Origin of the sequence: Pseudomonas sp. 478 (assembly GCF_003254125.1) — a bacterium.
Lineage (GTDB): Bacteria > Pseudomonadota > Gammaproteobacteria > Pseudomonadales > Pseudomonadaceae > Aquipseudomonas.
On the sequence record NZ_QKZG01000007.1, the window covers coordinates 350,313 to 369,899 of the forward strand.

Annotated in this window: 20 protein-coding genes and 1 pseudogene; 6 read left to right on the forward strand and 15 right to left on the reverse strand. The window is 59.0% G+C overall.

The features are described 5' to 3' along the window. Positions 1–161 precede the first annotated feature (161 nt). The 6 genes from DFS28_RS17165 to DFS28_RS17190 all read right to left on the reverse strand — a co-directional run bounded on the left by DFS28_RS17165 (position 162) and on the right by DFS28_RS17190 (position 5,515). On the reverse strand, positions 162–815 hold the full coding sequence (locus tag DFS28_RS17165) for an O-methyltransferase (protein ID WP_111450772.1): 654 nt from the start codon (positions 813–815) through the stop codon (positions 162–164). A 15-nt stretch (positions 816–830) separates the two neighbouring features. Then, entirely contained in the window at positions 831–1,367 is a 537-nt protein-coding gene (locus tag DFS28_RS17170) for a C40 family peptidase (RefSeq protein ID WP_111450740.1), read from the reverse strand. 165 nt (positions 1,368–1,532) lie between these two features. Then, positions 1,533–2,180, reverse strand: coding sequence for a C40 family peptidase (locus DFS28_RS17175; protein WP_111450741.1), 648 nt, complete (start codon positions 2,178–2,180; stop codon positions 1,533–1,535). Between the two features lie 226 nt (positions 2,181–2,406). Continuing rightward, positions 2,407–3,111, reverse strand: coding sequence for a DnaA regulatory inactivator Hda (gene hda / locus DFS28_RS17180; RefSeq protein WP_008148645.1), 705 nt, complete (start codon positions 3,109–3,111; stop codon positions 2,407–2,409). A 230-nt stretch (positions 3,112–3,341) separates the two neighbouring features. After that, on the reverse strand, positions 3,342–4,415 hold the full coding sequence (locus tag DFS28_RS17185; RefSeq protein WP_111450742.1) for an AI-2E family transporter: 1,074 nt from the start codon (positions 4,413–4,415) through the stop codon (positions 3,342–3,344). A gap of 38 nt (positions 4,416–4,453) precedes the next feature. Then, the gene (locus DFS28_RS17190; protein WP_111450743.1) at positions 4,454–5,515 is read right to left on the reverse strand and encodes a DUF2066 domain-containing protein; all 1,062 of its coding nucleotides are present in this window, start codon (positions 5,513–5,515) and stop codon (positions 4,454–4,456) included. Positions 5,516–5,897: 382 nt separating this feature from the next. Between DFS28_RS17190 and purM the strand changes: the two genes are divergently transcribed. The 3 genes from purM to DFS28_RS17205 are packed head-to-tail and all read left to right on the forward strand — an operon-like array spanning position 5,898 to position 8,328. After that, on the forward strand, positions 5,898–6,956 hold the full coding sequence (gene purM, locus DFS28_RS17195; protein WP_008013877.1) for a phosphoribosylformylglycinamidine cyclo-ligase: 1,059 nt from the start codon (positions 5,898–5,900) through the stop codon (positions 6,954–6,956). Continuing rightward, a complete protein-coding gene (gene purN, locus DFS28_RS17200; protein WP_111450744.1) occupies positions 6,956–7,606 on the forward strand; it encodes a phosphoribosylglycinamide formyltransferase in 651 nt (216 codons plus the stop codon). The genes purM and purN overlap by 1 nt, the downstream gene beginning before the upstream one ends. A gap of 8 nt (positions 7,607–7,614) precedes the next feature. After that, positions 7,615–8,328, forward strand: coding sequence for a DUF3108 domain-containing protein (locus DFS28_RS17205; RefSeq protein ID WP_008148635.1), 714 nt, complete (start codon positions 7,615–7,617; stop codon positions 8,326–8,328). A gap of 63 nt (positions 8,329–8,391) precedes the next feature. Here the strand turns inward: DFS28_RS17205 and DFS28_RS17210 are convergent, their stop codons facing one another. From DFS28_RS17210 to DFS28_RS17220, 3 genes and pseudogenes are all read right to left on the reverse strand, one after another. Beyond that, positions 8,392–9,570: a cystathionine gamma-synthase gene (locus DFS28_RS17210; protein ID WP_111450745.1), complete on the reverse strand. Its 1,179-nt coding sequence runs from the start codon at positions 9,568–9,570 to the stop codon at positions 8,392–8,394. Continuing rightward, on the reverse strand, positions 9,567–10,943 hold the full coding sequence (locus tag DFS28_RS17215; protein WP_111450746.1) for a pyridoxal-phosphate dependent enzyme: 1,377 nt from the start codon (positions 10,941–10,943) through the stop codon (positions 9,567–9,569). Before DFS28_RS17215 ends, DFS28_RS17210 begins: the two co-directional genes overlap by 4 nt. Before the next feature lie 169 nt (positions 10,944–11,112). Next, a pseudogene (locus DFS28_RS17220) lies at positions 11,113–11,316 on the reverse strand (methyl-accepting chemotaxis protein); the annotation flags it as partial. Positions 11,317–11,497: 181 nt separating this feature from the next. Between DFS28_RS17220 and DFS28_RS17225 the strand changes: the two are divergent. Next, positions 11,498–11,914, forward strand: a complete 417-nt coding sequence (locus DFS28_RS17225; RefSeq protein WP_111450747.1) for an OsmC family protein — start codon at positions 11,498–11,500, stop codon at positions 11,912–11,914. Between the two features lie 61 nt (positions 11,915–11,975). Next, positions 11,976–12,836 carry a pirin family protein gene (locus tag DFS28_RS17230; RefSeq protein ID WP_111450748.1) on the forward strand — a complete coding sequence of 287 codons (861 nt, stop codon included), beginning with the start codon at positions 11,976–11,978 and terminating at the stop codon, positions 12,834–12,836. A gap of 233 nt (positions 12,837–13,069) precedes the next feature. Here DFS28_RS17230 and htpG read toward each other — a convergent pair whose 3' ends face one another. The 3 genes from htpG to DFS28_RS17245 all read right to left on the reverse strand — a co-directional run bounded on the left by htpG (position 13,070) and on the right by DFS28_RS17245 (position 15,981). Then, complete coding sequence (gene htpG / locus DFS28_RS17235; RefSeq protein WP_111450773.1) at positions 13,070–14,974, reverse strand: molecular chaperone HtpG; 1,905 nt, start codon at positions 14,972–14,974, stop codon at positions 13,070–13,072. 96 nt (positions 14,975–15,070) lie between these two features. Continuing rightward, the gene (locus DFS28_RS17240; protein ID WP_111450749.1) at positions 15,071–15,508 is read right to left on the reverse strand and encodes a PaaI family thioesterase; all 438 of its coding nucleotides are present in this window, start codon (positions 15,506–15,508) and stop codon (positions 15,071–15,073) included. After that, a complete protein-coding gene (locus tag DFS28_RS17245) occupies positions 15,505–15,981 on the reverse strand; it encodes a PaaI family thioesterase (RefSeq protein WP_111450750.1) in 477 nt (158 codons plus the stop codon). Before DFS28_RS17245 ends, DFS28_RS17240 begins: the two co-directional genes overlap by 4 nt. 158 nt (positions 15,982–16,139) lie before the next feature. Here DFS28_RS17245 and DFS28_RS17250 point away from each other — a divergent pair, with 158 nt between their 5' ends. After that, positions 16,140–16,373 carry a hypothetical protein gene (locus DFS28_RS17250; RefSeq protein ID WP_111450751.1) on the forward strand — a complete coding sequence of 78 codons (234 nt, stop codon included), beginning with the start codon at positions 16,140–16,142 and terminating at the stop codon, positions 16,371–16,373. Between the two features lie 74 nt (positions 16,374–16,447). On the opposite strand, the gene DFS28_RS17255 is transcribed toward DFS28_RS17250, so the two are convergent. From DFS28_RS17255 to brnQ, 3 genes are all read right to left on the reverse strand, one after another. Beyond that, positions 16,448–16,849, reverse strand: coding sequence for an MAPEG family protein (locus tag DFS28_RS17255; protein WP_111450752.1), 402 nt, complete (start codon positions 16,847–16,849; stop codon positions 16,448–16,450). Further along, a complete protein-coding gene (locus tag DFS28_RS17260; RefSeq protein WP_111450753.1) occupies positions 16,849–17,586 on the reverse strand; it encodes a DUF599 domain-containing protein in 738 nt (245 codons plus the stop codon). The genes DFS28_RS17255 and DFS28_RS17260 overlap by 1 nt, the downstream gene beginning before the upstream one ends. Positions 17,587–17,851: 265 nt before the next feature. Next, positions 17,852–19,165, reverse strand: coding sequence for a branched-chain amino acid transport system II carrier protein (gene brnQ / locus DFS28_RS17265; protein ID WP_111450754.1), 1,314 nt, complete (start codon positions 19,163–19,165; stop codon positions 17,852–17,854). Between the last annotated feature and the right edge of the window lie 422 nt (positions 19,166–19,587).

Consider the following 19,587-nt stretch of genomic DNA (forward strand, 5'->3'; position numbering starts at 1 on the left):
ACAACCCGTGAAAAATTTGGTGGCTTTGCTGGCCTCTTCGCGAGCAAGCCCGCTCCCACATTCGATCTGCAGTGAACACAAAATTTGTGAGCGCCAGAGGTCAAGTGTGGGAGCGGGCTTGCTCGCGAAGAGGCCCTCAATGTCACCCAGAAATCACCTGCCTAGCGCTTGCGACACAGCGTGAGGCCATCCCCCAACGGCAACAACGACAAATCCACACGCGAGTCATCCTTCAAGGCACGATTGAGCGCCTGAATGGCCCGGGTATCTTCGCTCTCGGGATTGTCCTCAAGCACCCGGCCACTCCACAGCGTGTTATCAAACACCGCCAGACCGCCGACACGCAGCAGTCGCAATGCGTGCTCCAGATAGCGTGGGTAGTTGGCTTTGTCGGCATCGATGAAGATCAGGTCGAACGACTCTGGCTGATCCAGCTGAGCCAGGGTTTCCAGCGCGGGAGCCAAACGCAGATCGATCCGCTCGGCAAGCCCCGCCTCCTGCCAGTAACGGCGCGCGGTGGCGTTGTAGTCACCGGGAATGTCACAGCAGATCAACGAACCGTCATCCGGCAATGCAGCCGCCATGCACAAGGCGCTGTAACCGGTGAAGGTGCCGATTTCCAGCAGACGCTTGGCACCGGTGAGTTTCACCAATAGCGCGAGGAATTGCCCCTGCTCCGGTGCCACCTGCCAGCGAGCCATGGGCAGCGCCTGGGTTTCGTCACGCAGACGCTTGAGCAACGGCGTTTCGCGCAGGGAAACGTCGAGCAGGTATTGATACAGGGAATCGTCGAGATTGAGTGTGCGAGCGGTCATGACAACCTCTGCCATTTAGGGATTGCGTGCCAAGTGCTCAGGTTGCAAGACGCGCTTGGCGCTCAGATAGGCTTTCTGCCAGTAAGCTTTGGACAAGCTATCGAGCTTCACCGTGCCACCGGTGGCCGGTGCATGGACGAAGCGACCTTCGCCGACGTAGATCCCGGCGTGACTGACCTGAGAACCGCCATTGGTGGCGAAGAAGATCAGGTCACCGGTTTGCAGGCCTTCCTTGCCCACGCTGGCCGCCTGCATGCTGATCATCTCGCGCGTGGTACGCGGCAGAGAGATGCCGGCGACGTCACGGTAGACATAACCGATCAGCCCGCTGCAATCGAAACCCGAATCCGGCGTGTTGCCACCCCATCGATACGGCGTGCCCACCAGGCCGAGCGCGCGGAACAAGACGTCTTCTGCCTCAGGGGAGAATGCTTGGGAGGAACTGAAAATAATGGGTGCGCGAACCACCGGCGCAGGTGGCGGTGTACGGCTGGCGCAGGCGCTGAGCAGCGCTGCGAAGAACATGATTGCGAGGCGGGCCGACATCGACATATGCAGAGCATCCTGATCTGGCTGCGGCTTTTTCTGCAGGGGGCGCAGAAAAGAAAACCGCCTGCGCAGGACGCAGGCGGTTTGCCATCAATAATAAGATCGGATTCTAGCTGCTACGTGGCAAACTTCAAGTAAGACTTTAAGTTCACCTTACAAAAAGTCCGCTTACTTGCGCGCCGTGACGATCGGGGCCGCAGTCGGTGCCATCGCGAGTGCGCGCTTGGCTTCGATGAAGGTTTTGCTCCAGTAGCTGTCGCCCAGGTTATCGATCCGTACACCACCGCTTTTGCGGCTGCTGGAATGGATGAACTGGTTGTCACCCAGGTAGATCCCGGCGTGACTGACGCGGCCGCGACGGCCATTGGTGGCGAAAAACAGCAAGTCGCCCGGCTCCAGCTTGCTGCGAGAAACCAGCGGAGCGTCGACGTTGATCATTTCGCGGGTGGAGCGTGGCAGGTTCAGGCCGGCTTCTTCACGAAACAGGTAACCGATGAAGCCGCTGCAATCAAAGCCAGCTTCGGAGGTGCCGCCGAAACGGTAACGGGTACCGATCAGGGACATGCCGCGTTCGAGGATGCTGTCGGCCAGAACCGGAAGCTGGTACGACTTGCCGCCGGCGAAGTCTGCCAGTTCTTTATCGGTGGCCGCTTCTTCCTGGAAAAGAGCTTGCTGATAAAGAGCGGAAGATTGAGCGGTAGCAGAATTTTTAACCTGCTGTTGTTGCTCTTGCTGGGACACTGGAGAGTGAGCAGCGCAACCGAACAACAGGGTGACGAGTGCGAGAGGCACGAGGGGTGCAAAGCGATTTAGCATGGGCACGACCGTGGCTGATAGTTCTAAAGAAGCCGAGACTATGCCTACTATCAACCTCATTTGCAAATTCAATCGATCTTTATGTGACTTCTTGGTTTCGCGTTTACATCTAAGCGCTTAAGCCCGTTTTAGACGTTCGCGCAGCCTGCAGCCCTGTAGGAAAGCGGAATTCTTGACGCCTGAAAGATGCCGAAACCCGCCAGGGCCTTGGCTTTACCGGCTTTTGTTACCAGCCAAGCGTTTCTTTCAGAAAGGGAATGGTCAGCTTGCGTTGAGCTTGAAGGGAAGCCTGATCGAGACGCTCAAGCAGCTCGAAGAGCGCACTCATGCTGCGCGTACCGCGGGTCAAAATGAAATGCCCGACTTCATCGGTCAAGTGCAGGCCGCGACGAGAGGCGCGCAGTTGCAAGGCACGCAATTTGTCTTCGTCGGAGAGCGGACGCATCTGGAAGATCAGCGCCAACGTCAGACGGGATTTGAGGTCTGCCAGCTTCACCGGCAGCTCACGCGGGGATGTCGATGCAGCGATCAGCAGACGTCGACCGCTGTCACGCAGACGGTTGAACAGATGGAACAACGCCTCTTCCCAATCCGCCCGACCGGCCACCGCCTGCAAATCATCCAGGCAGACCAGTTCGTACTGTTCGAGGTTGTCGAGGATGGCGATGCCGCGATCAAGCAGTTCGGCCAACGGCAAATACACCGCCGGCTCCCCCAATTGCTCGAAGCGCAGGCAGGCCGCCTGCAACAAGTGCGTACGCCCTACCCCGTCCTTGCCCCAGAGATAAATCAGGCTTTCGGTCCAGCCGGCGTCGGCTTCGCATAGCCGCTCGACATAGCCGAGTGCAGCGGCATTGGCGCCTGGATAGTAATTGATAAAGGTAGCGTCATCACGCAGACGCACACCTAGGGGCAGCTGAATCGGTTTCATGCTGACTGAACAGTTCCAAAGGAACCGTTAGTGGCCTCTGTGTAAAGTTTGCGAAGTTTATACCCGTGAGGCGGGTCGCACAATGCGACAGACCACAAGCAAAATCAAAGGTTTGCGTTAACACACTGGTTTTATGCCAGTTTCTTTGGCGGCGCATGTGACAGCCGCGTGAGGGATTCGGGTCAACCTGGCAATGAACCAGGCTGCCCGCGATGTTTGATCAGGCCCTCTTAAATCTCGGGCTCATCAACACCACTGTACATATCAGAATCTTTATACAAATCATGCACATGGCGCACCAGCACCATGATCACCGCCGCCACCGGCAGTGCCAGTAGCACACCGGTAAATCCGAACAGCTCGCCCCCGGCCAGAATCGCGAAGATCACCGCCACCGGGTGCAGACCGATCCGGTCCCCCACCAGCAATGGCGTCAGCACCATGCCTTCCAGCGCCTGACCCACCATGAACACCGCGACGATTCCGATCATGGGATACAGATCGCCACCGAACTGGAACAGACCGGCAATCAAGGCAGCACCGATCCCGATAACGAACCCCATGTACGGCACGATCGCCGCCAGACCGGCAATCATCCCAATCAACAGCCCCAGTTCCAGCCCAACCAACATCAGGCCCGCCGCGTAGATCACGCCCAGCGCCACCATCACCAGCAACTGCCCGCGCACGAATGCACCCAGCACTTCATGGCATTCACCCGCCAGGATCACAACGCGCTCTTCGCGATCACGGGGCAGCAGACCGCGGATCTTGGCCATCATCAGGTCCCAGTCCCGCAGCAGATAGAAACTCACCACCGGGATCAGCACCAGATTCGCCAACCAACCGATCAGCGCCAGCCCGGAAGCCGTCGCCTGACTCAGCACGACCCCGACAATGTCAGTGGTCTGGCCCATGTGCTCGCTGATTGCCGCCTTGAGCTTGTCGAATTTCCAGAAATTATCCGAGAGTCCGAATTTCGATTGCGCCCACGGCAGTGCGGTGTGCTGCAACCAGTCGAGCATCTGCGGCGCCAATTCGTACAAGCGAAACAGCTGCTTGGCGAGCATCGGCACCAACACCACCAGCAGTGTCGTGAAGATCAAGGTAAACAGCGCAAACACCGCCACCACGCCCCACGTCCGAGAAAGGCCGGCCTTCTCCAGCCGATCCACCAATGGATCGAACAGATAAGCCAACAGCAGCGCCACCAGAAACGGCGTCAGGATCGGATGCAACAGCCAGACAAACACGCAGAGCAGAACCACCCCACCCAACCAGAACCAACGCCGCGTATCGGCCATGTACAACTCCATATGCATCTATATAAAGAAAGAAAAACCTACCAACGGAAACGCAACTGCGGCACTGGTGCCGGCGCTGGTGCTACGGCCGGAGCCGAACCGTCGACGGCGGGTTGAACGGGGGCGGTCGGGGCTGGCGCCTCACCTGCAGGAACTTCCTGCAACCTGGCCAGCGACAATTGCGCCTTCAACTGTTCGGCGCTGCCATTGACCCGATAGAGAATCCGGTCGCCGTCGACACTTTGCAGGCGCGCACCAAACGGTTCCAGCAAACGCCCAAGCGTCGCGTAGTGTTCCAGGTTCATGCCCTGCACTTCGAGCAATTGTTCGCCCGAAGCCCCCGGTTTGACGACAAACCGCGGTGCCAGCCGCTCGCTGACCGCCAGCATCACCGCATCGGCCACCGCGGCCTGATCCGCGCCCTGCACGCTGCCCGCCTCCTTCTGGTCGCCGAGCCACAAATGCCACTTGGCCTGCCACTGGCCGCCCTCTTCACGGGCATGCACCGCGAGCAAGGCGTCAGCGCTGTAACGCTCCGATGCCCCGCGCAGTGGCGTCGCGTCCGTACCTTCCAGATTCGGCGCAGTGGCGACGATCTGCTCACTCAGATCTGCCAGCGGCAGGCGCAGCGGCAGACCACGGTGTTGTGCTGCTCGACGTAGCGGTGCAGCACTGGCCTGGCCATCACCGACCAGGCTTGAACCCTCGGTGGAATCGTTCAACCACCAGCCGAGGATCGAAGGCCGGTTCGCCCCCCACAACGACAGCCCGGCACGACGCAACGCTTGCTCGGTGGAGGCCGGGTCGAAATCGACCTTCAGCACTTCCGGCGGACCGGCGTCAAAGCCGTACTGACTGATGATTTGCTGCGGGTCCTTGCGCAGTGCCGCCAACCCCGGACTTTGCGCAGCCTTGGGATCGCCGGTCAGACGCAACACCAGCGTATCCAGCGCTTGCTGGGTCGCTTGATCGCGCGCTTCCGGTGTTTGACCACTGACAGGCTGACGCACCTGATACAGATTTTTTACGGTTTCGGCATGACTTGCCAGGCTGACCAATGACATACAGCCGGCAAACAAAAATCTAGAAAAAAAACGCATGGAGGATTCCTGACGACAAGAGCGGCTGGAACAGGCCGCGTGAACCGGATTGAGCAAGGCTGTGACCACGCCCCCCAGCAAAACATTCACCTGACCCTGGTAAGTTTTTGCACTGTCCTAACGATAGACGGTTAATAGCGATACCTTATACAGCCATGAAGGATGCGGCCAACACGGGCAATGAAGGTTTTTTTAAGCGGATATGCCCCTGCCGTCGGCGTGAGGATGGCCGCTGCCCCTCAAGCCTGATAAAATCGCGCGCCTTCGCAGACCGGCAACAGCCGGGCACCCTGAAATTCGCGGATGGCAATCGCCTTCGTCAGTTTCGGTGGTCCCACTGGACTCGGTCGTTACCCCTGAATCCCCCCTAAAGGCCTGGATCATGAGCAAGCAACCCTCCCTGAGCTACAAGGACGCCGGTGTAGACATCGACGCCGGTGAAGCATTGGTCGAACGCATCAAGAGCGTCGCCAAGCGCACTGCGCGCCCGGAAGTCATGGGCGGCCTGGGCGGTTTCGGCGCCCTCTGCGAAATCCCGGCCGGCTACAAGCAGCCCGTGCTGGTTTCCGGTACTGACGGCGTCGGCACCAAGCTGCGTCTGGCGCTGAACCTGAACAAGCACGACAGCATCGGCATCGACCTGGTTGCCATGTGCGTGAACGACCTGGTGGTCTGCGGCGCCGAGCCGCTGTTCTTCCTCGACTACTACGCCACCGGCAAACTCAACGTCGAAACCGCGACCCAGGTCGTGACCGGCATTGGCGCTGGCTGTGAATTGTCCGGCTGCTCCCTGGTTGGCGGCGAAACCGCTGAAATGCCTGGCATGTACGAAGGCGAAGACTACGACCTGGCCGGCTTCTGCGTCGGTGTCGTGGAAAAATCCGAAATCATCGACGGTTCCAAAGTCGCTGCCGGCGATGCCCTGCTCGCCCTGCCGTCTTCCGGCCCGCACTCCAACGGCTACTCGCTGATCCGCAAGATCATCGAAGTGTCCGGTGCAGACATCGAAAACATCCAGCTCGACGGCAAACCGCTGACCGACCTGCTGATGGCTCCGACCCGCATCTACGTGAAGCCGCTGCTCAAGCTGATCAAGGAAACCGGCGCGGTCAAAGCCATGGCCCACATCACCGGTGGTGGCCTGCTGGACAACATCCCGCGCGTTCTGCCAAAAGGCGCACAAGCGGTGGTTGACGTCGCGAGCTGGACCCGTCCTGCCGTGTTCGACTGGCTGCAAGAGAAAGGCAACGTCGACGAAAACGAGATGCACCGCGTGCTGAACTGCGGCGTGGGCATGGTCATCTGCGTTGCTCAAGAGCACGTCGAAACCGCGCTGAACGTCCTGCGCGAAGCCGGCGAGCAGCCTTGGGTCATCGGTCAGATCGCCACCGCTGCCGAAGGCGCGGCCCAGGTTGAACTGAAAAACCTCAAGGCTCATTGATGTCCCAGACCTGTGATGTGGTGGTGCTGTTGTCCGGCACCGGCAGTAACTTGCAGGCCTTGATCGACAGCACGCGGACCGGCGACAGCCCGGCCCGCATCGCTGCGGTGATTTCCAACCGCGCCGACGCCTTCGGCCTGCAACGCGCCAGGGACGCGGGTATCGACACCCGCACCCTGGATCACAAGGCTTTCGAAGGCCGCGAGGCCTTCGATGCCGCGCTGATCGAACAGATCGACGCGTTCAACCCCAAACTCGTGGTACTGGCCGGCTTCATGCGCATTCTCAGCGCTGACTTCGTGCGTCACTACGCGGGTCGCCTGCTCAACATCCATCCTTCGCTGCTACCCAAATACAAAGGGTTACACACCCATCAGCGTGCGCTGGAGGCCGGCGACACCGAGCACGGCTGCTCCGTGCACTTCGTCACCGAGGAACTCGATGGCGGACCACTGGTCGTACAGGCAGTAATACCGGTAGAGTTGCACGATTCGCCGCAAAGTCTGGCGCAGCGAGTTCATACACAGGAACACCTGATTTACCCGTTGGCTGTACGCTGGTTTGCTGAAGGTCGTTTATCACTCGGCGAGCAAGGTGCTTTACTGGATGGAAAGTTACTCGCGGCCAGCGGCCACTTGATTCGAACCTAGGAGATTTTATGCGTCGTGCCCTGCTCTTCGCTTGCGCTCTGCTCGCACTGCCATTTGCGCAGGCTGCAGAACTTCAACCTTTCTCCGCCAGCTATACCGCTGACTGGAAGCAGTTGCCCATGAGCGGCACCGCTGAACGAAGCCTGACCAAGCAAGCCAACGGCGCCTGGAAGCTCAGTTTCAAGGCCTCGATGATGATCGCCAGCCTGACCGAAGAAAGCACCCTGACGCTGGACAAGGACACCATGCTGCCGCAGTCCTACCACTTCGAACGTGGCGGCCTGGGCAAAGCCAAGAAGGCTGACCTGGATTTCGACTGGACCAACAAAATGGTCACCGGCACCGATCGCGGTGACCCGGTCAAGATCCCGCTCAACCGCGGCATGGTCGACAAATCCACTTATCAGCTCGCCCTGCAGCACGACGTGGCCGCTGGCAAGAAAAGCATGAGTTATCAAGTCGTCGACGATGGTGAAGTCGATACCTATGATTTCCGCGTGCTGGGTTCGGAAAAGGTCGACACCAAGGCTGGCCAGATCGATGCAATCAAGGTCGAGCGCGTGCGCGACCCGACGCAAAGCAAGCGCATCACCGTCCTGTGGTTCGCCAAGGACTGGGATTACCTGCTGGTTCGTCTGCAACAGGTTGAAACCGACGGCAAGGAGTACAACATCATGCTCCTCGACGGTACGGTCAACGGCAAGGCTGTCAAAGGCAGCTGATCCGGCTCGACACAAAAATCCGGAACCCGATAAGGGTTCCGGATTTTTTTTGCCTGCTGATATTCAGATCCGCGCCAGCGCCTGTGCCAGGTCGTCGCGCAGATCTTCGACATCCTCGACCCCCACGGACAACCGCACCAAGGCATCGCCGATGCCGAGTTGCGCACGAGTATCCGCGGGGATGCTGGCGTGGGTCATGATCGCAGGGTGCTCGATCAGGCTTTCCACCCCGCCCAGGCTCTCGGCCAAGGCAAAGATCCGCACACTCTCGAGGAAGCGCGTGGCACCGGCCAGGTCGCAGTTCAGGTCGAGGGATATCATCCCGCCGAAACCGCGCATCTGCCGCTGCGCCAGGGCGTGCTGCGGGTGCGATGGCAGGCCCGGATAATAGACGCGCGCCACATGCGGTTGACGCTCCAGCCATTGCGCCAGGTCCAACGCGTTGTTGCAGTGGCGCTCCATGCGCAGCGCCAGGGTCTTCACGCCGCGCAGGGTGAGGAAAGCGTCGAATGGCCCGGCGATCGCGCCTACCGAGTTCTGCAGGAAGCCCAGACGTTCCGCCAGGTCTGCGTTTTGTCCGACCACCGCGATGCCGCCGATCACGTCGGAGTGGCCGTTGAGGTACTTGGTGGTCGAGTGCAACACGATGTCGAAACCCTGCTCCAGCGGGCGTTGTATCCACGGGCTGGCAAAGGTGTTGTCGGCGACACAAATGATGCCTCGCGAGCGACAGATGCGTGCGACGGCGGCGAGGTCCGTCAGACTCAGCAAGGGATTGCTTGGCGTCTCGACCCAAACCATTTTCGTGTCGGGCTGCAGTGCCGCTTCGAATCCCTCCAGGTCAGTCAGATCGACGAAGCTGAAGCGATGCCCGGCGCTGCGTTTGCGCACCTTGTCGAACAGCCGAAAGGTGCCGCCGTACAAATCATTGCCGGAGACGATGTGCGAGCCCGCGTCGAGCAGTTCGAGCACAGTGGAGATCGCCGCCAGCCCGGAGGCGAACGCGAAGGCCTGGGTGCCGCTTTCGAGGTCCGCGACACAACGCTCCAGCGCAAAACGCGTCGGGTTGTGCGAGCGCCCGTAGTCAAAGCCTTTGTGCACACCGGGGCTCTGCTGCAAATAGGTGGAGTTGGCGTAAATCGGCGGCATCAGCGCCCCGGTGGAAGGGTCGGGCGTTTGCCCGGCATGGATCACACGGGTGGCGAAGGCACGTGGCACAGCGTTTTCATCGTGTTGACTCATGTAAGGGATCTCCGTAGATGAATGAGCATGTCGACTCGAGTAATCAAGCCGTAGAAGCCCGAAGCGTCGGCGATGATCGCCACCAGCCCACGGTCGAGCTCTGCCCGAAGCTCAGCCAGACTGGCACTTGGAGGCAGGGTTTGCAGCTGATCGGTCATCGCGCTGGCTACGCTCGCGCGAAAGTGCGAAGCATCTTCTTGCATGCCAAGCAAAATGTCGGATTCGTCGATCACGCCGACCAGCCGCTGCCCGCCCTCCAGCACCGGCAGTTGCGATACATCGGCCAAGCGCATGCGCTGGAACGCGGTGAGCAGCGTATCGTCCGGGCCCACGCTGATCACCCGGCCATCCTCGAAGCGCCGCGAGATCAGGTCGCGCAGATCGCCGTAATGTTTGTACTGCAGCAGGCCCTGATCGTTCATCCACTGATCGTTGTAGACCTTCGACAGATAGCGCGTGCCGGTGTCGCAGACGAAGCTGACGACCCGCTTCGGCTCGGTCTGCTCGCGACAGTAACGTAGCGCCGCCGCCAGCAGTGTGCCGGTCGAAGAGCCGCCGAGTATGCCTTCGGCGCGCAACAGTTGGCGGGCATGATCGAAGCTTTCCTCGTCGCTGATCGAGTAGGCGTGGCGCACGCTGGACAGGTCGGCAATCGACGGAATGAAGTCCTCGCCGATGCCCTCCACCGCCCAGGAGCCGGGCGTGTTCATGGTGCCGCTGCGGCTGTATTCGGCCATCACCGAACCGACCGGATCGGCCAGCACCATGACCAGCTCCGGTTGCACGCGGCGAAAGAAACGAGTCAGCCCGGTCAGTGTTCCGGCCGAACCGACGCCGACGACGATCGCGTCCACGTCATGCTGAGTCTGCGCCCAGATCTCCGGCGCGGTGCTGCATTCGTGGGCCAGCGGGTTGGCCGGGTTGTTGAATTGATCGGCGAAAAAAGCGTCGGGAATTTCCAGCGCCAGCCGCGCCGCAACGTCCTGGTAGTAATCGGGATGGCCCTTGCCGACGTCGGAGCGGGTGATGTGCACCTCGGCGCCCATCGCCTTGAGGTGCAAGACCTTCTCGGTGGACATCTTGTCCGGCACCACCAACACCACTCGGTAACCCTTGGCACGACCGACCAGGGCCAGGCCAAGGCCGGTGTTGCCGGCGGTCGCCTCGACGATGGTGCCGCCGGGGCGCAGGCTGCCATCGCGCTCGGCGGCGTCGATCATCGCCAGGCCGATGCGATCCTTGATCGAACCGCCGGGGTTTTGCGATTCGAGCTTGAGGAACAGCGTGCACGGGCCGGTATCGAAACGGCTGACGCGCACCAGCGGCGTATTGCCGATCAGTTCGAGCACGGCGGGTCGGGAGTCGGTGGGCATGTCGTCACCTCGCTAGGCAAATCAGCACTGGATGGACAGCAACCGACGGCGAGTCATCACGCGCCAGTCGCAAATAAAGTATCGCTTGGACCATAGGCCGGGATGGCGCCACCCGCAACCTTGCACAGCCAGCCGGTAGCGCCGCCGGAACGACAAAACCGCTCGGACTTCAGACCGAGAACCGCGCCACCATCGTATTCAGATCGACCGCCAACCGAGACAGCTCCTGGCTCGCGGCACTGGTTTGATTCGCCCCGGCCGACGTCTGCAACGCCAGATCGCGGATGTTCATCAGGTTGCGATCCACCTCGCGCGCGACAGCCGCTTGTTCCTCTGAGGCGCTGGCGATCACCAGGTTGCGCTCATTGATCAGGGTAAACGCCGTGGCGATTCCTCATATCAAAACGCCTCAACTGCTTCGGTCACCGGGCGGTAACGATTCAGCGCTCGGGAACGGGCGAGCAAGAAAGTGGAACGCGTAACAGGCGCAATGCTCTATACCTTCAAGGTCTTTTTTGATCGAATGACTTTTCCTGTTGCCTGCGAGGTTTCCCATGCCTGTTACCGTCAATACCCTTTCCACCGAAGGTTTTCGTCACAGCGTACAGATCGATGACCATCAACTCTTTGCCGACGTACCGACACTCGCCGGCGGCGAAGGCTCCGCGCCCGAGCCACACGATTACTTCGACGCGGCCCTGGGTGCCTGCAAGGCCCTGACCCTGAAGATGTACGCGAAGAAGAAAAACATCCCGCTGACCGGTGTCACCGTCGAAGTCAAACGTGACAACAGCGAAGAGCAGAAAGGTAAATATGCCCTCCACGTCAAACTGACCCTCAAAGGTGTGCTCACCGACGCTCAGCGCGATGAACTGCACCGCGTGGCCGACCGTTGCCCGGTCCACAAGTTGATGACCACCACCGACGTCAGCATCGAAACGCACCTGTCTGAAGGTGCCTTCAGCCAATAGCGGCAAGGGCTGCGCAAGCGGGTTATGCTCCACGCATTACCCGCTCAGCCTGGAATGCAGCATGAACACTCCGCTCGTGATCCGTCCCCGCGCCGAAGATGTCGAAGGCCAGCCCATTCTTCGCCCACTGCCGTCAGCCAAATGCCGCAGCGTCGGGCCTTTCGTGTTTTTCGACCACATGCTCGAAACCCGTTATGAGGCGGGAAAAGGCATGAACATCCGTCAGCATCCGCACATTGGTCTGTCGACCCTCACGTACTTGTTCGAAGGAAAAATCCAGCACAAGGACAGCCTCGGTTCCGACCAAGTAGTGGAGGCCGGTGATGTCAGCTGGATGACGGCAGGCAGCGCAATTGCCCACGTCGAGCGAACACCTGAGGCGTTGAAGGACAGCGGCTTCACGATGCACGGTTTGCAGATTTGGCTGGCCTCCCCGAAAGAAAAAGAGCACGGCCCCGGACACTACAGCCACCATCCGGCGGCCACGCTGCCGGTCAGCGATAACCTGGGGGTGAAGATCCGGATGATTGCCGGGTCAGGCTTTTGCCTGGAGTCACCGGTCCCGGTGCTTTCTCCTACCTTGTATGCCGAATTGAACCTGCAAACGGCGACCACCTTGCTGATTCCTACCGAGCATGAAGAGCGGGCGCTGTATGTGCTGGACGGCGAGGTGCAACTGAATAGCGAGCTGATAGAACCGCATTCGCTGGTGGTGTTGCCGGTCGGGGAAGAGATGACACTGTTCGCTGAAAGCGACTGTCATGCCGTGCTGTTTGGTGGTGCGCCGCTGGATGGGCCGCGGCGGATCAACTGGAACTTCGTGGCGAGCGATCCGGCGTTGATCGATGAAGCGCGGCGACGCTGGGCGGCCGGGGATTGGCCGACGGTGCCGGGGGAAAGTGAGCGGATCGAATTGCCTTAAGATATTTAGCGCCAGTTAAACCGCTTTCGCGAGCAAGCCCGCTCCCACAGTGGACCGCGATCCCATGTGGGAGCGGGCTTGCTCGCGAAGACGCCGGCACTGAAACCAACGATGTCAGATCAAAAACCAGCTATCAGCCTTTAAACACTTCATCCAGCAGATTGTGCATCGAGGTTAACGCCCGAGGCACCAGAATAAAAAAACCCGCCGAAGCGGGTTTTTGTACATCGCAGTTAAACCGACAGTTCAACCAGCAGCTTGTTGAGACGGCGCACGTAGGCAGCCGGGTCTTTCAAGCTGTCGCCGGCGGCCAGGGCCGCCTGATCGAAGAGAATGTGCGACAAGTCGCCGAAGCGTTCGTCGCTCTGCTCGTTGTCGAGCTTCTCGATCAGCGGGTGAGCCGGGTTGAATTCGAAGATCGGCTTCGAATCCGGAACCTTCTGACCGCTGGCTTCCAGGATCTGACGCATCTGCATGCCCAGGTCCTGCTCGCCGATGGCCAGAATCGCCGGGGAGTCGGTCAGACGGTGGGAAACCCGCACTTCAGCAACGGAATCGCCCAGTGCAGTTTTCAGACGCTCAACCAGACCTTCTTTGGACTTGGCGACTTCTTCCGCGGCTTTCTTGTCTTCTTCCGAATCCAGGTTGCCCAGGTCCAGATCACCGCGCGCCACGTCGACAAAGCTCTTGCCGTCGAAGTCGCTGAGGTAGCTCATCAGCCACTCGTCGATGCGGTCGGTCAGCAGCAGCACTTCGATGCCTTTCTTACGGAAGACTTCCAGGTGCGGGCTGTTCTTGACTTGCGCGTAGGTTTCGCCGGTCAGGTAGTAGATCTTGTCCTGACCTTCCTTGGCGCGAGCCAGGTATTCGGCCAGACCCACCACTTGCTCGCCGTCATCACCGTTGGTCGATGCGAAACGCAGCAGGCCAGCGATTTTCTCTTTGTTGGCGAAGTCTTCTGCCGGGCCTTCTTTCATGACCTGGCCAAAGTTTTTCCAGAAGCTCTTGTATTGCTCAGGCTCGTTCTTCGCCAGCTTTTCCAGCATGTCGAGAACGCGCTTGGTCAGCGCCGACTTCATGGAATCGATGATCGGGTCTTTCTGCAGGATTTCCCGCGACACGTTCAGCGACAGGTCGTTGGAATCGACCACGCCTTTGATGAAGCGCAGGTACAGCGGCAGGAACGACTCTGCCTGATCCATCACGAACACGCGCTGCACGTACAGCTTCAGGCCTTTCGGCGCTTCACGCTGGTACAGATCGAACGGAGCACGGGCAGGCACGTAGAGCAGCGAGCTGTATTCGAGCTTGCCTTCGACCTTGTTGTGGCTCCAGCTCAGCGGGTTTTCGAAGTCGTGAGCGACGTGTTTGTAGAACTCCTGGTATTCCTCGTCCTTGATCTCGGTACGCGGACGGGTCCACAGGGCGCTGGCGCGGTTGACAGTTTCCCATTCAACGGCCGGTTGCTCTTCGCCTTCAACGGCTGCCACTTCTTTAGGCAACTCGATCGGCAGCGCGATGTGGTCGGAGTACTTCTTGATGATATTGCGCAGACGCCAGCCATCGGCGAATTCGTCTTCACCGGATTTCAGGTGCAGGACGATGCGAGTGCCGCGCTCGGCTTTATCGACGGTGGCAACTTCAAAATCGCCTTCACCCTTGGACGACCAGTGCACGCCTTCGCTGGCAGCAGCACCGGCACGACGGCTGAACACGTCGACTTTATCGGCGACGATGAATGCAGAGTAGAAACCCACACCGAATTGACCGATCAGGTGCGAATCTTTTTTCTGATCGCCGGAGAGATGTTTCATGAAATCGGCAGTGCCGGATTTGGCGATGGTCCCCAGGTGGGTGATCGCATCTTCACGGCTCATGCCGATGCCGTTGTCTTCGAGGGTGACGGTTTTAGCGTCCTTGTCGAAGCTCACACGGATCTTCAGTTCGGCGCCACCTTCCAGCAACTCAGGCTTGGACAGGGCTTCGAAACGTAATTTGTCGACAGCGTCAGAGGCGTTCGAGATCAATTCGCGAAGGAAAATTTCCTTGTTGGAATACAGCGAATGGATCATGAGGTGCAGCAGTTGCTTCACCTCGGTCTGGAAGCCCAGGGTTTCCTTTTGAGTTTCCACACTCATGGTCATCAAACTCCAATCAGATGGCAGTGGCCGCGACCTGAAGGGTCGGCGGCGGGTTGTCATCAAAGTTGGGGGCTGAGTTCAGGATTTCAAGGGCTATTCAATTTTGAAATGGGCGCGGGCCGTGGCAATCGGTTCGGCCTCAGTGCTTTGCCAGGCCGTAATCGCAACGTTCGCCACCCGGCGGCCCTGCCGGCAAACCTGGCACCTGGCCCAAGTGTCGCGAAACTGCCCGGCGCGCAGATAGTCGAGGGAGAAATCGATGATCTTCGGCACACCCGGCGAACCGGTGAAAATCAACAGGTGCAGCGCTGCGGACAACTCCATGAACCCGGCGATCACGCCACCATGAATCGCCGGCAATAAAGGGTTACCAATGTTGTCCTTGTTGGCCGGCAAGCGAAACAGCAGATCATCCCCCACCCGCGAACATTCGACGCCAATCAATTTGGCATAGGGAATCAGGTGCAGCAGCGAGGCGTAGTCGCCCTGCTCATGTGCCTGCTGAAGTTGCTCCTTGAACGCGTCAGTCATTTCGCACCTCCGGCGATGACGCCGCCAAAGCCTTTGGTGCCCTTGATGGCTTTACCCATGCGCATGAAGGTGCCCACCACATGGGCGATGGGCTGCTCGGGGTCGTCCTGGTAGGCGAAACCGCGAGCAAAGATCACATCCGTGGTCACCCGGTAGCACTGGGCAAAACCGTAGACATCTTTATACGGCTCGGCGGCGTGCATGTAGTCGATGCGCAGGTCGAGGGTAGGACAAACTTCGAACTCGGGCAGCACGCAGAGGGTGGACATGCCGCAGGCCGTGTCCATCAGCGAGGTCAGCGCCCCGCCATGAATCACGCCGGTTTGCGGGTTGCCAACAATTTGAGGACTGTATGGCAGGATAACTGTCAGGCCTTCGCTGCTGGCACTGTGAACCCGCAGCCCAAGTACCTGACAATGTCGCAGCGCCGATAGAAATCGTGTAGCGCGCTCAAAAACGGGGATTTCGGCCATTTTGATAAAACTCTTCTTAGTGTTCAGGCAAGGTACTAGGCGTTTTTAGTAAAAGTTCCCATCGGAATAAACTTATATATCTGTATGAATTGAGGAACTTAACGCGATGGGCTGCGCTCGAAAGGTCAGTAGATATTTTCCATAAGGAGAAACACCCCATGCGTAAGACTTTAGCTATTGCCTTGATGTTGACCGCTACCCTCGGTCTCGCAGCCTGCGATAAAAAATCCGAGGACAAAGCTCAAGAAGCCAACAAACATGCCGAGCAAGCTCAGCAAGACATGAGCAAAGCTCAGGATAAAGTGAACGACGCGGCGAAAGAAAACGCCGAAGCTGCCAAAGCTCAGGCTGAATCGAACGAAGCAGCCACAAAAGAAGCACCTAAAAACTAAAACAGTTTTTAGCGTGATAAAGAAAACCCGCCAAGTGCGGGTTTTCTTTTGCCTGGTTTTTTGCAAAGCAGGCGTTACAGCAAAATAGTTTTAAAAGTCGGACTAATCATCAACAGCAACGAACACACTAGTCCGACGAACCATACCAGGCTCCGCTGCCAGGCCAGATCAACCCAATAGCACAGTAAATAAATGACTCGCGTGATCACGAAGATGATTGCCAGCAAGTCGATCAGCCATCCCGCCGTCTGCGTGGTATGCGCCATCAACACCCCCACTGCGAACAGAATGAACGCCTCAAAACAGTTTTGATGAGCCGCCAACGCACGGGCACCAAAGCCTGTCAGCTGCGTTTGTTGCTGGCGCGGCAAGTGGTTGTCATAACCACCCTGCTCGCTCATCGCCCTGGCGACTGGAATCCTCGACACATAAATCAGCAGTGCGCTGATAAATACACACCAGAACGGAATACTCATCAAGCAGCCTCTTTAATCGCCTCGGGCAATGGCCCCTCTGTAGGTGTATAGACCATCACGTCAAGAACGTCGGAATGAAACTCCCGGCGATACAACACCAGCACCACGCCGGCACTCATCAACATGAACAACCACGGGCTGACGAACCAGGCCAGCATGGTCATGCCGAAGTAGTAGGAGCGCAGCCCGAAGTTGAACTGGTTGGCAGCCATGGAAATAACGCGGGCCGCCCGGGCAGCAAAGGCTTTGCGCTCTTGTTCGGAAACGTGACGCTCACCGACCATAGGCGCCGAGCCCACCAGAATGGCCGCAAAGTTGTACTGACGCATGCACCAGCTGAACGTAAAGAACGCATAGACAAACACCAACGCCAGGCACAGCAACTTGATCTCGGACATCCCTTGAGAGGCCTGCTGCACCATCGGGATATCCGCCAACAACGATACTGCCCTTTCGGAGGCTCCGAGCACCGTGAGAATGCCGGCCAGGATAATCAGTGTGCTGGAGGCGAAGAACGAGGCGTTGCGCTCCAGGTTACCGATCACGCTGGCGTCAGCGATGCGGTTGTCGCGCAACAGCATGCGGCGCATCCAGTCTTCGCGATAAAGGTGCAGCACGCTGGCCAGGCACGCAGTGTCGCGGCCCTTCCACGTCGCATAACGGGTGTAGCCGCCCCAGCAGATGACGAACCAGAGCGCGGCGAGGATGTGGATCATGTTGGCGTGGATGAACGACATGCAGGTCCTTGTGATGTAGATGCGGAGTACATAATTCCTGTGGGAGCGAGCCTGCTCGCGATGACGGATTTACATTCAACACATATGTTGACTGATCTACCGCTATCGCGAGCAGGCTCGTTCCCACATTAGGTCTTGGCACTGCTTCGACGTTAGCTCAAGGAAAAAGACACTGCACCCCCTCCAAAAAAAATGCCCCGTATCGATTGATACGGGGCATTTCCATGTGTGCTCGAGGTCCGCTTGTGGCGGGCCATGAAGCGGCTTAAGCCAGTGCTTCTTCGCGTTTGCCCAGCAGACGATCGCAAACCGCTGCAACGAACAGGGTCATGACCGACGGCACCAGCCAGGCCAGGCCTTGCTCGCTCAGCGGCAGGTGGGACAACTGAGTCGGCATCCAGTCCGCCAGACCCGCGCCCTTGAGGGCATCGATCAAACCGAAGATGAACGACACCAGCATCACCGGACCGACGATGCGGCCCTGCTCATGCCAGAAGTCCTTGCAGAAGCTCAGGGCGACCAGGGCGATGCACGGCGGATAGATCGCGGTCAGCACCGGGATCGAGAACGCAATCAGCTTGGTCAGGCCCAGGTTGGACACAAACAGCGAGAACACCGCCAGGATGATGACCAACGTCTTGTAGGACAGCGGCAGCACACGGCTAAAGTATTCGGCGCAGGCGCAGGTCAGACCCACCGCCGTCACCAGACAGGCCAGGGAGATCAGCACCGCCAGAAAACCGCTGCCCAGAGAGCCGAAGGTGTGTTGCACGTAAGCGTGCAACACGGCCGCACCGTTGGTGGCACCCGCGGCCACTTCATGGCTGCCCGAACCGAGACGGAACAGGCTGACGTAAACCAGCGCCAGGCCCACGCCGGCAATCAGCCCGGCGATGATCGCGTATCGGGTAATCAACACCGGCGACTCGACGCCACGGGAACGGATTGCGTTGACGATGACAATGCCAAACACCAGCGCGCCCAGGGTATCCATGGTCAGGTAACCATTGATGAAGCCTTGGGAGAACGGTGCCGCCACGTATTCCGGGGTGGCCACGCCGACATCACCGGCCGGCAATGCAAATGCTGCGATGCCGAGCGCGGCCAGGGCGATGATCTTCAGCGGCGCGAGGAAACGTCCTACGGTATCCAGCAGCCGGCCCGGATAGAGCGAGATGAAAAACACCAGCAGGAAGTACACCGAGCTGTAGAGGAACAGCGCCAGCGGGCTCTCGCCGGTCAGTGGCGCCAAGCCGACTTCGAATGAAACGGTGGCGGTGCGCGGTGTCGCGAACAGCGGGCCGACAGCGAGGTAGCACGCGGCCGCCAACAGGCCACCGGCGACTTTCCCGATCGGGCTGCTCAAGGCATCCATGGCGCCACCGACCTTGGCCAGGGCGACAACGGTGATCACCGGCAGACCGACTGCGGTGATCAGAAAGCCCAGCGCCGCCATCCAGACGTTTGGACCGGACTGCAGACCGACGATAGGCGGGAAGATGATGTTGCCAGCCCCGACAAACAGGGCAAACGTCATAAAACCAAGTGCCAGGATGTCCTGGCCTTTCAACACTTTCATTAAGGAAATACCACACTACTGAATCGGAATTTAGAGAGGGATTTCCCTGAGGGTGAGGGAAATGCTGTCGGTCCGTATAGGACTGACCCGTTTAGCGCGTAGCAACCTTGTGGGTCGCGGACGCAAAAATGGCTGCTAGCCTAACGAATTTGCCCGACAAACGCACTGTTAGGGTGCGATCTATCCGATACGCGACATTTCCGTGTCGCGTTTACATATCTAATTTTCCTACAAAGAACCCTGTGGCGAGGGGATTTATCCCCGTTGGGTCGCGAAGCGCCCCCCCTCAAATCAAATGCAGTACATCAGGCTCACTGCATTGCTTGACTTGACGACTGCTGCGCAGTCGAACGGGGATAAATCCCCTCACCACAAGAGCCCGGTACAAATCCCGGAAACGACAAAGGCCACCCGAAGGTGGC